We start from the raw sequence: 13,429 nt of genomic DNA, 5'->3' as shown, positions 1-13,429 counted from the left end.
TCCTATAGTCAGTCCCCATCCCCTTTCATGCAGCAAGGGGATGGAATTGTATTTATTTGGAGGTGAACTGAATGAATGAACAGCTACTTAGAGATTAGAAGATTCCGTGATGACCAGATTATTTGGGTTTCTCGCAGTCATTTTCAATTAAATCAGTTGCATGATGAAATCATCCATCGTGTAATCACAGTTTCTATTAATCAGATGGCAGAAAGATACGGTCCTGTCCCCTGCCCTTTTACCTTTTTTATGATGGGTAGTGCTGGACGGTTTGAGCAATCCGTATGGAGCGATCAGGATCATGGCATTATTTATCAACAGCAAGGCACTGAAATAAATGAATACTTTTTAGCTTTAGGGAAAGAAATCTCACAGGGCTTGCAGCTAGCCGGCTATGTCTATTGTGATGGCGGGGTAATGGCCAACAATCCTTTATGGTGTAAATCAGTATCCGAATGGAGGCAGCAATTAGCCAATTGGCTGCTTGACTCAAGCTGGGAATTGATTCGTCAATTATTGATTTTCATTGATGGTCGATCGCTTTATGGTGACGCAAGCCTTCTAGAAAGCTTAAAGATAGAAGTATATCAGACTATCCACAAAGAGAACCTCTTAAAAAAATTGCTCAGTAATACCCTGCATTTTAAAAAAGGAATTGGCATATTAGGTCAAATCCTAGTAGAAACACACGGGCAACATTCTGGATCGATAAATATCAAGGAAAAAGCCCTTTTTCCATATGTAAATGCGATACGTCTATTGGCTATAAAAGGGAATATTTTCGAAACCTCTACTGTTTCAAGGCTTAAAAAGCTGCCTGAAGTCGAACTTCCTACTATGAAAAAAGAACTATATAAACAACAGTTTTTAAAATTACTAAACTTTCGTCTATCACTAGCAAAACCTGACAATTACGAAAATAGCCATTATCTGTCTATGGCTTCTCTTTCCAAAGAGCAAAAGGAAGAAGTAAAAGAAATACTAAAAAATGGGGCTGCCCTTTATCGTTATGTAAGAAATTTAATAGATAAGGAGGATACCTAATGGGAATGAATGATATGATCCACTTTTTCAGACAAATGTCAGGAAGACTTGGTTCCAACATTTATGCTGGTGTTCAAGGGCATGCTAACATGCAAAATATCTCTTTTATTAGACAGCTGCAAAAAGAAGTGAAAGAAAGTAACTGCCTAGACACACCTCTTCACGAATTAAAGGTTGTGGTGTTTGATTTAGAAACAACTGGTTTCTATCCGGAGAAGGGAGATAGAGTCATCTCCATTGGCGCCATTAAGATGATAGGGCACCGAATCAAGGAAACAGAAACTTTTTATTCCCTAGTTCATTCCCCAGACAGTCTTTCAGATGAAATCTCCGTCCTGACCAACATTACGGCTGAAGATTTACAATCAGCACCATTGGCTTCAGAAGTGTTAATGGAATTTTTCAGATTTGTACAAAATCATGCACTTGTAGCCCACCACTCGAAGCATGAACAGTCCTTTATGCAAAAAATGACATGGGATTTACTAAAAACTAGATTTGAGCACCGAATCATTGACACCTCCTTCTTACTGCGTCTTTCAAATCCTAGTATAAAATCGTTGCCTCTTGAAGTTGTGTGTAAGGAATGTGGAATAGAAATAACCAACCGGCACCATGCACTTGGGGATGCCAAACTGACAGCACATATTTGGGGACATTATTTAGAGCTCGCTCAAATGAAGGGTTATAAAAACTTACGTGAAGTATACGAATACCTTGCGAAAATAAGATAGCAGCAAAGGACAAAACAAGTATAGTGAAAAACTAATGTACATCCTTTTTTAATAGAACGGCTTAGAAATCCAAGCTGTTTTTTCAGTTGACAATAGTAGAATCCTCGCACGAAATCACTCCTTCTCACTCTTCTTTTTTACCCTCAAAAAATATTTTTTTACTATTTTTATTTCTCACCAACCTTAATCTAACAATAATGAAAACGCTATCAACTTTTTGGATTTGTTTGAATTGTCAGATTTTTATGTTGACCAAGATTTAGATTGGGTGTAAGATAACTGAAAATATAATTTGAATTAAATATTCTAATTAATGAAACTGCCTTCAGTCATTCCTTTAAACAGGAAATTAGGCATGGGTATTATTTTACAATCGATTTTAATTATCTAAAGCGTTGAATGACTAAAAGGAGTGGTTAGGTTGGGAAGTCAATGGATATTCCTTGACGGAAAATTCGTCAAGAAAGAGGATGCTGTAGTTTCAGTTTTTGACCATGGGTTTTTATATGGAGATGGAGTATTTGAAGGCATTCGTGTTTACAGCGGAAACGTCTTTAGACTCGATGCCCACCTAAAAAGACTGTTCGAATCAGCACAATCCATTATGCTGAAAATTCCTTATACACAGGAAGAAATAACACAATTAATTGTGGATACAATCAGAAAAAATGAATTAGACAGCGCCTATATTCGTGTTGTAGTTTCACGAGGTAAAGGAAATCTCGGCCTTGACCCTTCCTCCTGCGCAAAGCCCAGCGTAATTATCATCGCAGAGGAATTGAAAATGTTTCCTCAAGAATATTACGATCGAGGAATCAAAATTGCCTCTGTGCCAAGCAGAAGAAATCGTCCGGATGTCTTAAGTCCACAAATTAAATCATTAAATTATTTAAATAATATTCTTGTTAAATTAGAAGCCAATCAGGCTGGTGTAGAAGAAGCTTTAATGCTCAATGATCAAGGTTATGTAACAGAAGGCTCTGCTGACAATATCTTCATTGTAAAAAATGGTGTAATCTTTACCCCTCCTGTTTACCTAGGAGCGTTAGAAGGAATTACCCGAAACGCAATCATTGATGTGGCAAGAGCAAAAGGTTACGAGGTTCGAGAATCCCCATTCACTCGTCACGATGTTTATGTTGCGGATGAGGTGTTCTTAACCGGAACAGCTGTAGAAGTTATTGCTGTTATTAATGTTGATGGCCGTGAAATTCATGGCGGTAAACCAGGAATTGTTACAAACGACCTTTTAGAAGAATTTAGAAAAATCGTAACAACGGACGGAGTGGCTTGTTATCCTGAATCTACAAACCACGCTATTGTCAGTTAGGAGATAAAACAATGCGAAGCGATATGATTAAAAAGGGGATTGATCGTGCTCCCCACCGCAGCCTATTATACGCAACTGGGGTAACAGTGAAGGACCTAGAAAAACCGTTTATCGGTGTCTGTAACTCATTTATTGAAATTATCCCTGGGCACAAACACCTTAATCATTTCGGTGAAATCGTTAAAGAAGCGATAAGAGAAGCTGGCGGTATACCTTTTGAATTTAACACAATTGGCGTAGATGACGGAATTGCAATGGGGCATGTTGGGATGCGTTACTCCCTTCCCAGCCGTGAAATTATCGCTGATAGTGCAGAAACAGTAATTAATGCTCATTGGTTCGATGGTGTATTTTACATTCCGAACTGCGACAAAATCACACCAGGAATGTTAATGGCAGCAGTCAGAACCAACGTCCCTTCTGTTTTTGTTTCAGGTGGACCAATGGAAGCCGGTGTTTCTTCTACCGGAAAAAACCTTTCTCTCACTTCTGTATTTGAAGGAGTAGGAGCCTACCATAGTGGAAAAATGACACAGCAGGAGCTGCTTGATATCGAAACTGCAGCATGCCCTACTTGCGGATCTTGTTCTGGAATGTTTACTGCAAATTCGATGAACTGTTTGATGGAAGTGTTAGGGATGACGGTTCCGGGTAACGGAACGATTGTAGCTACTTCTAAAGAGAGACACGAGTTAATTCGCCAAGCAGCGAAACACTTAGTTGAATTAGTGAAAAACGATGTTAAACCACGAGATATCATTACCAGAGAAGCAATTGACAATGCATTCGCTTTAGATATGGCAATGGGGGGATCGACGAACACTGTTCTACATACCCTTGCCATCGCTCATGAGGCTGGTATTGACTATGATTTACGAGAAATCAATAAAATTGCTGAAAGAGTTCCATATTTAGCAAAAATTATGCCTGCATCCGATTACTCTATGGATGATGTACACCGCGCAGGCGGGGTGAGTGCCATCCTTAATGAGCTTTGTAAAGTAGAAGGTGCACTGCATCAAGATTGCTTAAGTATCACAGGTAAGACTCTTGCTGAAAATGTGAAGGAAGCAACAATTACAAATGAAACTGTCATTCGGACTAAAGATAATCCATATAGCCCTGTTGGTGGACTATCCATCCTATATGGAAACATTGCTCCAGATGGCGGGGTTATCAAAGTTGGTGCCGTGGATCCTTCCATTAAAACCTTCCTTGGTGAAGCAATTGTTTTTGAGTCCCAAGAGGAGGCTCAAGAAAACATTAATAATGGCTTAGTTAAGGCTGGTCACGTTGTTGTCATTCGTTACGAAGGACCAAAAGGCGGACCCGGAATGCCAGAAATGCTAGCTCCGACATCAGCCATTGCTGGTCGTGGATTAGATAAAGAAGTTGCTCTCATTACAGACGGTCGTTTCTCAGGTGCCAGCAGAGGAATCTCAATCGGGCATATTTCACCAGAAGCTGCTGAAGGCGGTCCTATCGCACTCGTTGAAAATGGTGACAAGATCCTCATTGATTTACAGGAAAGAACAATTGAATTAATCGTTGATGACGAGGTACTGGCAGAAAGACGCCGTCTATGGCAAAAGCCAGAGCCAAAAATCAAAACCGGCTACCTAGCCAAATACGCAAAGTTAGTTACATCCGCCAACACTGGCGGGGTTATGAAGATATAGTCACTGTCACTGTCACTTTAACCTATTCAGGGTTTAGGCTCCCTTTTAATCGCCGAGGTTAAAGACATTTCAGTAGATTTGAAAAGTTTATAGAAAAAATCGATGACGGGAATAAAGGAATAAGAAAATGTATTTTCAGAGAGCTGGGGTTGCTGGAAGCCCAGTAATACACCTTATTCTGACATCATCCCTGAGTATTGAGCTGAACAGTCCTAACTTATTAGGCTCAATCGGGTGTACTCTTAGGCACCTGTTACAAAAAGAAGCGGTTATGATTTTATTTAGCTGCTTCATGAGGCAGTATTCGTGAGGATACTGTAAAAACCGGGTGGTACCGAGAAATGGAAGGCCTTTTCTCCCCGATATATTCTGCTTTTGTTTTCAACTGCAGTTTATTTCGGAGGCGAAAATGGCCTTTTACTATTTAAACCAGATATCAATTTAGGTAATTTAATTGAATGACTTTTAAAAAAGATTTGAACATCCATAAGGAGGGATTACGAGGTGAAAGTAGAAGCAAAGCCGGACGTCCAAACCAGTACGGCACCGAAAACGGGTGCAGACCTGCTCATTGACTTATTAATTAATGAAGGTGTTGAAACGCTTTTCGGGTATCCGGGTGGTGCCGTTCTGCCAATATATGATGCGATTTATCGTGCGAGAGGCAGCATTAAACACGTCCTCTTCCGTCACGAGCAAGGAAGCATTCATGCAGCTGAAGGTTATGCACGGATAACTGGGAAACCTGGGGTTGTAATCGCAACTTCTGGTCCTGGGGCAACCAACCTGGTTACGGGAATTACAGATGCGATGATGGATTCTTTACCCCTAGTGATTTTCACTGGTCAGGTTGCAAGAGGTGTCATTGGAACGGATGCATTTCAGGAAGCAGACGTAATGGCTATCACAACACCTATCACCAAACATAATTATCAGGTTCAAGACATTTCTGACTTGCCAAGAATTGTAAAAGAAGCCTTTCATATTGCTTCAACAGGCAGACCTGGTCCGGTTTTAATTGATATTCCAAAGGACATCTCTGCAGGAGAATTAACCGAGATACCTGAAGAAGTAACGGTTCACCTTCCAGGTTATCAACCAACAACAAAGCCAAATCCACTGCAGATTAAAAAACTTGCAGAAGCGATTACAAAGTCTATGAAGCCCGTTTTACTTGCTGGTGCTGGCATTCTTCATGGTAAAGCTTCTAAAGAGTTAACCGCTTTTGCTGAAAAGCACAAGATTCCAGTTGTAACTACACTTCTCGGTCTTGGAACTTTCCCAGCAAACAATCCACTTTCTCTCGGGATGGGCGGTATGCATGGAACATACACAGCAAACATGGCAATATACGAATCAGATTTACTAATCAATATCGGTGCCCGCTTTGATGACCGACTTACAGGAAATCTAAAGCACTTCGCTCCAAATGCCAAGGTTGCCCATATTGATATCGATCCTGCTGAAATTGGTAAAAACGTTCCAACAAATATTCCGATTGTTTCTGATTCAAAGGAAGCACTAGTTGAATTAATGAATCAGACAGCGGAATCACCCGATACTGAAGGATGGTTAGAAACGCTTACTAAGTATAAAGAGGAATTCCCATTATGGTATAAACACAATCCAAACGGGATGTCTCCTCAATGGCTGATTGAAGCCATTCATAAAGTAACTAACGGTGAGGCGATCGTCACGACGGATGTTGGCCAGCACCAAATGTGGGCCGCTCAGTATTACAATTTTGAAAAACCACATCGCTGGGTTACATCCGGTGGACTTGGAACAATGGGCTTTGGCTTCCCTGCTGCAATCGGAGCACAAATGGCTTCTCCAGGAAGTACAGTAGTAGCCATTGTTGGTGATGCTGGATTCCAGATGACCTTACAAGAGTTATCCGTAATCTATGAACAGAACCTTCCAGTTAAAATTATCATTGTCAATAACGGTGCCCTAGGTATGGTTCGACAATGGCAGGAATTGTTACATGGCAACCGGATTTCTGAATCTATCCTTAATACGCAGCCAGATTTTGTGAAGCTTGCTGAGGCCTATCATATCAGAGGATTAAAGATTGAAAGCCAAGAAGAATTGATCACAAAGCTACCTGAAGTATTTGCTTATGACGGTCCTGTATTAATGGATTGCCGAGTACTGCAGCAGGAAAAAGTCTTCCCGATGATTGCTCCCGGCAAAGGAATACATGAAATGATTGGGGTGAAACCATCATGAAGCGGATAATATCTTTAACTGTTCAGGACCGAAGTGGTGTCTTAAATCGGGTCACTGGTTTATTGCAAAGACGGCAATTTAATATTTCAAGTATTTCCGTCGGTCCAACAGAAACCGAAGGCATTTCAAAAATGACCTTGGTAGTTGAAGTCGAAGATGAGCAGCGCCTTGAACAAGTTACCAAACAACTAAACAAGCAGATTGATGTTTTAAAGGTTTCTGATATTACAGATAAAGCAATTGTAGCCCGTGAACTGGCTCTAATAAAAGTAGCCGGCAGCTCACAGCTTCGAAGTGAAATTAATGGGATTATTGATCCATTCCGCGCCTTGGTTATTGATGTAAGTAAAGATAGCTTAACGATTCAGATTACCGGGCGCCCAGACAAGATTGATGCATTGATTGACCTGCTTCGCCCATATGGAATTAAAGAGATTGCTAGAACAGGATTGACCGCCTTCTTACGCGGACATCAACCACAAGTTAACGAGTTAACTACCTACTCTCAAATAAAATAAACATTTTGGAAGGATGATTAATAATGGCAAAGGTACTATATAACGGAGATATTCAAGAGGCAGTTCTACAAGGAAAGAAAATCGCAGTAATCGGATATGGCTCACAAGGTCATGCTCACGCATTAAACCTAAAGGAAAGCGGTTTTGACGTTGTTGTTGGTTTAAGAGGCGGAAAGTCTTGGGATAAAGCAGTTGAAGATGGTGTTGAAGTAACTTCAGTTGCAGAAGCAACAGCTCAAGCTGATGTTGTAATGGTTTTACTTCCAGATGAAATGCAGCCTAAAGTATACGAAGAAAGCATTAAACCAAACCTTGAAGCTGGTAACTCACTAGTATTCGCACATGGATTCAATGTTCATTTTACACAAATCGTTCCTCCTGCTGATGTAGACGTATTCCTAGTTGCTCCTAAAGGACCAGGACATTTAGTTCGACGCACATACACAGAAGGTGCAGGTGTTCCAGCACTATACGCTGTTTACCAAGACTACACTGGCCAAGCACGTGAATTGGCACTTGCTTACGCTAAAGGAATCGGTTCTGCTCGTGCAGGTGTACTAGAAACTACTTTCCAAGAAGAAACAGAAACAGATTTATTCGGAGAACAGGCCGTTCTTTGCGGCGGTGCTACTGCTCTAATCAAAGCTGGTTTCGAAACTCTTGTAGAAGCTGGTTACCAGCCTGAAGTTGCTTACTTTGAGTGTTTACACGAATTAAAATTAATCGTTGACCTTCTTTATGAAGGAGGATTAGAAAACATGCGTTATTCTATCTCTGATACGGCTCAATGGGGAGATTTCGTTTCTGGACCACGTGTTGTTAACGCAGAAACAAAAGCACGCATGAAAGATGTATTAACGGATATTCAGACAGGTGCATTTGCGAAAGGCTGGATTTTGGAGAACCAAGCAAACCGTCCTCAATTTAACGCAATTAACCGCTCTGAAAATAACCATCCAATTGAAGTAGTAGGCCGTGAGCTTCGTGCCTTAATGCCATTTATTAAAAAACCTGTAAACCAAAAGAAAGAAGTGGTGGTAAATGGTTCACGTTAACATCTTTGATACGACACTTCGCGATGGCGAACAGTCTCCTGGTGTGAATTTAAACCAACTCGAAAAACTAGAAATTGCTAGACAACTAGAAAGATTTGGTGTGGATATTATGGAGGCCGGCTTCCCGGCTTCCTCCCAAGGGGATTTCGAGGCAGTAAGAGCAATTGCCCGGAGTATTAAAAACAGTTCCGTTACTGGCCTGGCAAGAGCAACCAAATCGGATATTGACATTGCGTGGGACGCATTAAAGGATGCAGCGGAACCAAGGTTGCACGTTTTCCTTGCTACCTCCCCTATTCATATGAAATATAAATTGTTCAAAACACCTGAGGAAGTCATTCAAACCTCTGTTGATATGGTGGCATATGCAAAACAAAGATTCCCTCATATCGAATGGTCTGCTGAAGATGCTTCTCGTTCGGATCTTGATTTTCTTGTCAAGATCATTACAAAGGTCATTGACGCTGGAGCGACAGTCATCAACCTACCTGATACTGTAGGTTATGCAACTCCAGCTGAATATGGTTATATGTTCCGATATATTCGTGAGAATGTTCCAAATATCCACAAAGCAGCGTTATCCTGCCACTGCCACGATGATTTAGGTATGGCGGTTGCCAATTCACTTGCGGCAATCGAAAACGGTGTTACCCAGGTGGAAGGAACCATTAATGGAATTGGTGAACGTGCGGGGAATGCCTCACTTGAGGAAATCGCAGTCGCCCTAAATATCAGAAAAGATAAATACCCTTATACAACCAATCTAGTTCTAAAAGAAATCAAACGCACCAGTGACCTTGTCAGCCGCTTTACGGGGATGATGGTTCCTGGAAATAAAGCAGTCGTTGGAAAAAATGCCTTTGCACATGAGTCTGGAATTCATCAGGATGGTGTATTAAAAAATACCTTAACCTATGAAATTATCACTCCTGAAATGGTCGGGATTCAATCGAATGATTTAGTCCTTGGTAAACATTCTGGACGACATGCTTTTAAAGATAAAATTGAAAATATGGGCTTTACGTTACCAGCTGAAAAACTTCTTGAAGCATTTACAGCTTTTAAAACGCTCACCGACCGTAAAAAAGAAGTGACTGATGAAGATTTATTTACGATTCTAACGGATATCCAAACAGACGTTGTTGATGTGAAGAAATATGAACTTGTTGCTTTCCAAGTACATTATGGATCAGCCAACCTTCCTACTGCTACTGTTGCGCTTAACACGCCAGAAGGTGTTCGAGTAGAAACGGCTCGTACAGGTTCAGGAAGCGTTGAGGCACTAATGAACACATTGGAAGCTCTTATTAAAGAAGAAATTCACTTAACTGATTTTAAACTAAACTCCGTTGGTCAAGGGCGTGACGCATTGGCAGAGGTACATGTAAAAATGACTGTTGACGGTTTAAAGGTAAGTGGCCGAGGTTCAGCTCAGGACGTATTAGAAGCTTCTGCCAAATCGTTCTTGAATGCTGTTAATCGAGTGTTTTTTACCCCTAAAGCTATTGTTCAAGCAGCAACAGCTCAAGCATAAAAGGCTTTTTCGCAAGGCGAATTAAAAAATGATGAGGAGGTTGCTTCGAATGAAAAAACGTATTGTATTACTACCTGGTGATGGGATTGGCAAGGAGGTTATTAATTCCGCAAAAGATGTATTGAATGCTATTGCTGAAGAATTTAACCACAGTTTTAACTTCGAAACCCATGAGATCGGAGGGGCAGCCATTGACCTATTCGGCACTCCGCTGCCGGAAACAACAGTTGACGCCTGTAAACAGGCAGATGCGGTATTATTAGGTGCGGTTGGCGGCCCTAAATGGGATAACAACCCCTCCCATTTACGCCCCGAAAGAGGATTACTCGGTATTCGGAAGGCCCTTGATTTATATGCAAATTTAAGACCTATTAAAGGATTTAAAAATTTACTTCATGCTTCTCCTTTAAAAGAAGAAATTGTTGCAGGCAGCGACTTGCTCATTGTCCGTGAATTAACAGGCGGCCTTTACTTTGGCACTCCAAGCGAACGCCGTGACAACGGGCAAACCGTGGTTGATACCCTTGCTTATACTCGTAAGGAGATTGAAAGAATCGTAGACAAAGCTTTCCAAGCTGCCCAAGGACGGCGTGGACACCTTACATCCGTTGATAAGGCGAACGTGTTGGAATCCAGTAAGATGTGGCGTGAAGTTGTAGAAGAGAAAAAAGCTCAGTATCCAGATGTGACTGTTGAACATGTATTGGTGGATGCAGCTGCAATGAAATTGATTACAAATCCTACACAGTTCGATGTCATTGTAACGGAGAACATGTTCGGTGACATTCTTAGTGATGAAGCCTCCGTCTTAACAGGTTCACTAGGAATGCTTGCATCAGCAAGCTTGAGTGAAGATGGTGTTGGACTTTATGAACCAGTTCACGGCTCAGCACCTGACATTGCTGGAAAAGGTGTTGCTAATCCAGTAGCGATGATTCTATCCACAGCATTAATGCTGCGTTACTCTTTCCAACTAAACGATGAGGCGAAGTTAATTGAAGAAGCTGTACAGTCTGTATTAGATAGCGGCTTCCATACTGCTGACCTTCAAATTCCTGAAGGAAGACTTGTAGGCACTGCTGAAATGACTCGTCTGATTGTCGATTTTATTAAATCACAAAACGCATCAAAATGTATCATGAGCTGTTACGTATAACTAGTCGCAGCTGGGCTCATTGGTCCAGCTGCTTCTGTATCTCAAGGATCTTTTTTATCTGGGGAATGATTCTCCCTCTCTACTAAATCTATAAAAGTGAGGAAGGAAACTATGCAAAAACCAAAAAATATTATTCAAAAAGTTTGGCAGCAGCATGTTGTACATCAAGAAGCAGGAAAACCTGATTTACTTTATATCGATTTGCATTTAGTTCATGAAGTAACCTCTCCTCAAGCATTCGAAGGATTACGAATGAATGGACGAAAAGTACGCAGGCCAGACCTTACTTATGCAACAATGGATCACAATGTTTCCACTCGTGACCGAAACGTCATCAAAGATCCTATTTCTAAGAAACAAATTGATACATTGAAAGAAAATTGTCAGGAGTTTGGCGTTGAACTCTCTGATCGTCAACATCCCGACAATGGGATTGTACATGTAATTGGTCCTGAACTTGGTCTTACACAGCCAGGAAAAACAATCGTCTGTGGTGACAGCCATACTTCTACACATGGTGCATTTGGTGCTTTAGCGTTCGGAATTGGGACAAGTGAAGTGGAACATGTCTTAGCCACACAAACACTCTGGCAAGCCCCTCCAAAAACAATGAATGTGAAAGTAAATGGAAAGCTTGGAACAGGAGTTACTGCAAAGGATTTAATCTTAGCGATCATCGGTAAGTTTGGGGTTCAATTTGGAACCGGCTATGTGATGGAATATACAGGTGAAGCAATCCGCACACTTTCCATGGAAGAGCGTATGACGGTTTGTAATATGTCCATTGAGGCTGGTGCACGAGCTGGTTTGATTTCTCCAGATGAAACAACTTTTGAATACTTAAAAGGACGCCGTCATGTTCCTAAGGGTGAAGCTTTTCTTGAAGCCGTAGCAAAATGGCAGGCACTCGCCTCTGATGAAGGTGCACAATATGACGCTGTGGTTGAAATTGAGGCATCGGAAGTTGAACCTCAGGTTACATGGGGAACAAACCCAGGTATGTGTATCCCAATTACAGCCTCTGTTCCAAATCCAGAAGATGAAGAAAAGGCTAATAAAAAAGATGAAATTACTCGTGCCCTTCAATATATGGGACTTGAAGCGGGCCAGCCTATTTCAAGTGTAGAGATTGATCATGTTTTTATCGGTTCTTGTACAAATTCACGGTTAAGCGATTTACGTAAGGCGGCTGATGTAGTCCGCGGACACAAGGTTAATCCTAAGGTGAAGGCGATTGTAGTTCCGGGCTCTTTTAGTGTAAAACTCGCTGCTGAAAAAGAAGGTATTGACCAAATTTTTATAGAAGCAGGCTTTGAATGGCGCGAAGCAGGCTGCAGTATGTGTCTGGCAATGAATGATGACATTGTTCCTCCAGGCGGTCGCTGTGCCTCTACTTCTAATCGTAATTTTGAAGGCCGTCAAGGAAACGGATCTCGTACCCACCTTGTCAGTCCGGAAATGGCTGCTGCTGCTGCTGTTACAGGTCATTTCGTTGATGTTCGCAAGTTCACTGCACAGGAGGTACTATAAATGGAACCACTACGCATTCATACAGGAATTGTTTGCCCGTTAAATCGAAGTAATGTTGATACAGACCAGATTATTCCGAAGCAATTCCTAAAAAGAATTGAGCGAAGCGGCTTTGGACAATTTTTATTTTATCACTGGCGTTTTGATGATGAAGGTAACCTACGTAAGGATTTTTCAATGAATCATCCAAAATATCAGGGTGCCTCTATTTTAGTAGCAGGTGAAAACTTTGGCTGTGGATCCTCTCGTGAGCATGCACCATGGGCGATTCAGGACTTTGGTTTTAAAGTAGTTATTGCACAAAGCTATGCAGATATATTTAAAAATAACTGCGTAAAAAATGGTATTCTTACGATTCAAGCTAGTGAAGAACAAGTTCAAAGTATTATGCGTAAAGCTGAATCTGAGGAGTACACACTTACTGTGAATCTCGAAGACCAAGTGGTTACCGATAATCAAGGGTTGGAGTTTACTTTTGATATTGCCCCATATCCTAAAGAAATGCTGCTTAACGGCTGGGATGAAATTGGCGTAACGCTGAACTACGAAGATAAAATTACCCAGTATGAGCTTGCACAGAAATAGGAAAAATGAGCTTGGACATCCAAGCTCATTTT

11 protein-coding genes are annotated in these 13,429 nt (G+C 41.2%); all 11 read left to right on the top strand.

Going from position 1 to position 13,429, the window contains the following annotated elements; all coding sequences use genetic code 11:
• Nucleotides 1-75: 75 nt before the first annotated feature.
• Entirely contained in the window at nucleotides 76-1,044 is a 969-nt protein-coding gene (locus QNH48_RS05300; RefSeq protein WP_283954082.1) for a DUF294 nucleotidyltransferase-like domain-containing protein, read from the top strand.
• Nucleotides 1,044-1,778 carry an exonuclease domain-containing protein gene (locus QNH48_RS05295; protein ID WP_283954081.1) on the top strand — a complete coding sequence of 245 codons (735 nt, stop codon included), beginning with the start codon at nucleotides 1,044-1,046 and terminating at the stop codon, nucleotides 1,776-1,778. The genes QNH48_RS05300 and QNH48_RS05295 overlap by 1 nt, the downstream gene beginning before the upstream one ends.
• Nucleotides 1,779-2,199: 421 nt before the next feature.
• Complete coding sequence (ilvE, locus tag QNH48_RS05290) at nucleotides 2,200-3,108, top strand: branched-chain-amino-acid transaminase (RefSeq protein ID WP_283954080.1); 909 nt, start codon at nucleotides 2,200-2,202, stop codon at nucleotides 3,106-3,108.
• A gap of 11 nt (nucleotides 3,109-3,119) precedes the next feature.
• Nucleotides 3,120-4,787 carry a dihydroxy-acid dehydratase gene (gene ilvD, locus QNH48_RS05285; protein ID WP_283954079.1) on the top strand — a complete coding sequence of 556 codons (1,668 nt, stop codon included), beginning with the start codon at nucleotides 3,120-3,122 and terminating at the stop codon, nucleotides 4,785-4,787.
• A 504-nt stretch (nucleotides 4,788-5,291) separates the two neighbouring features.
• Nucleotides 5,292-7,019 carry an acetolactate synthase large subunit gene (ilvB, locus tag QNH48_RS05280; RefSeq protein WP_283954078.1) on the top strand — a complete coding sequence of 576 codons (1,728 nt, stop codon included), beginning with the start codon at nucleotides 5,292-5,294 and terminating at the stop codon, nucleotides 7,017-7,019.
• A complete protein-coding gene (gene ilvN, locus QNH48_RS05275; RefSeq protein ID WP_133370386.1) occupies nucleotides 7,016-7,537 on the top strand; it encodes an acetolactate synthase small subunit in 522 nt (173 codons plus the stop codon). The genes ilvB and ilvN overlap by 4 nt, the downstream gene beginning before the upstream one ends.
• Before the next feature lie 23 nt (nucleotides 7,538-7,560).
• Nucleotides 7,561-8,592, top strand: a complete 1,032-nt coding sequence (ilvC, locus tag QNH48_RS05270; RefSeq protein WP_095249934.1) for a ketol-acid reductoisomerase — start codon at nucleotides 7,561-7,563, stop codon at nucleotides 8,590-8,592.
• Nucleotides 8,579-10,126, top strand: a complete 1,548-nt coding sequence (locus tag QNH48_RS05265; RefSeq protein WP_283954077.1) for a 2-isopropylmalate synthase — start codon at nucleotides 8,579-8,581, stop codon at nucleotides 10,124-10,126. The genes ilvC and QNH48_RS05265 overlap by 14 nt, the downstream gene beginning before the upstream one ends.
• Before the next feature lie 49 nt (nucleotides 10,127-10,175).
• Nucleotides 10,176-11,282 (top strand): 3-isopropylmalate dehydrogenase, encoded by a 1,107-nt coding sequence (gene leuB, locus QNH48_RS05260; RefSeq protein ID WP_283954076.1) that lies wholly within the window; start codon nucleotides 10,176-10,178, stop codon nucleotides 11,280-11,282.
• Between the two features lie 111 nt (nucleotides 11,283-11,393).
• A complete protein-coding gene (gene leuC / locus QNH48_RS05255) occupies nucleotides 11,394-12,812 on the top strand; it encodes a 3-isopropylmalate dehydratase large subunit (protein WP_283954075.1) in 1,419 nt (472 codons plus the stop codon).
• Complete coding sequence (leuD, locus tag QNH48_RS05250) at nucleotides 12,813-13,397, top strand: 3-isopropylmalate dehydratase small subunit (RefSeq protein ID WP_283954074.1); 585 nt, start codon at nucleotides 12,813-12,815, stop codon at nucleotides 13,395-13,397. It begins immediately after the preceding gene.
• The last annotated feature ends 32 nt before the right edge of the window (nucleotides 13,398-13,429 follow it).

Source organism: Neobacillus sp. YX16 (assembly GCF_030123505.1).
In the GTDB taxonomy this organism is placed as follows: Bacteria; Bacillota; Bacilli; order Bacillales; family Cytobacillaceae; genus Neobacillus.
This window is presented reverse-complemented; position numbering and strand designations above follow the sequence as displayed.

What these genes read in the sequence shown, in the direction of transcription:
- QNH48_RS05300 (WP_283954082.1), top strand. Translation starts at nt 76, where the DNA reads ATGAACAGCTACTTAGAGATTAGAAGATTCCGTGATGACCAGATTATT.
- QNH48_RS05295 (WP_283954081.1), top strand. Translation starts at nt 1,044, where the DNA reads ATGGGAATGAATGATATGATCCACTTTTTCAGACAAATGTCAGGAAGA.
- ilvD (WP_283954079.1), top strand. Translation starts at nt 3,120, where the DNA reads ATGCGAAGCGATATGATTAAAAAGGGGATTGATCGTGCTCCCCACCGC.
- ilvN (WP_133370386.1), top strand. Translation starts at nt 7,016, where the DNA reads ATGAAGCGGATAATATCTTTAACTGTTCAGGACCGAAGTGGTGTCTTA.
- ilvC (WP_095249934.1), top strand. Translation starts at nt 7,561, where the DNA reads ATGGCAAAGGTACTATATAACGGAGATATTCAAGAGGCAGTTCTACAA.
- QNH48_RS05265 (WP_283954077.1), top strand. Translation starts at nt 8,579, where the DNA reads ATGGTTCACGTTAACATCTTTGATACGACACTTCGCGATGGCGAACAG.
- leuB (WP_283954076.1), top strand. Translation starts at nt 10,176, where the DNA reads ATGAAAAAACGTATTGTATTACTACCTGGTGATGGGATTGGCAAGGAG.
- leuC (WP_283954075.1), top strand. Translation starts at nt 11,394, where the DNA reads ATGCAAAAACCAAAAAATATTATTCAAAAAGTTTGGCAGCAGCATGTT.
- leuD (WP_283954074.1), top strand. Translation starts at nt 12,813, where the DNA reads ATGGAACCACTACGCATTCATACAGGAATTGTTTGCCCGTTAAATCGA.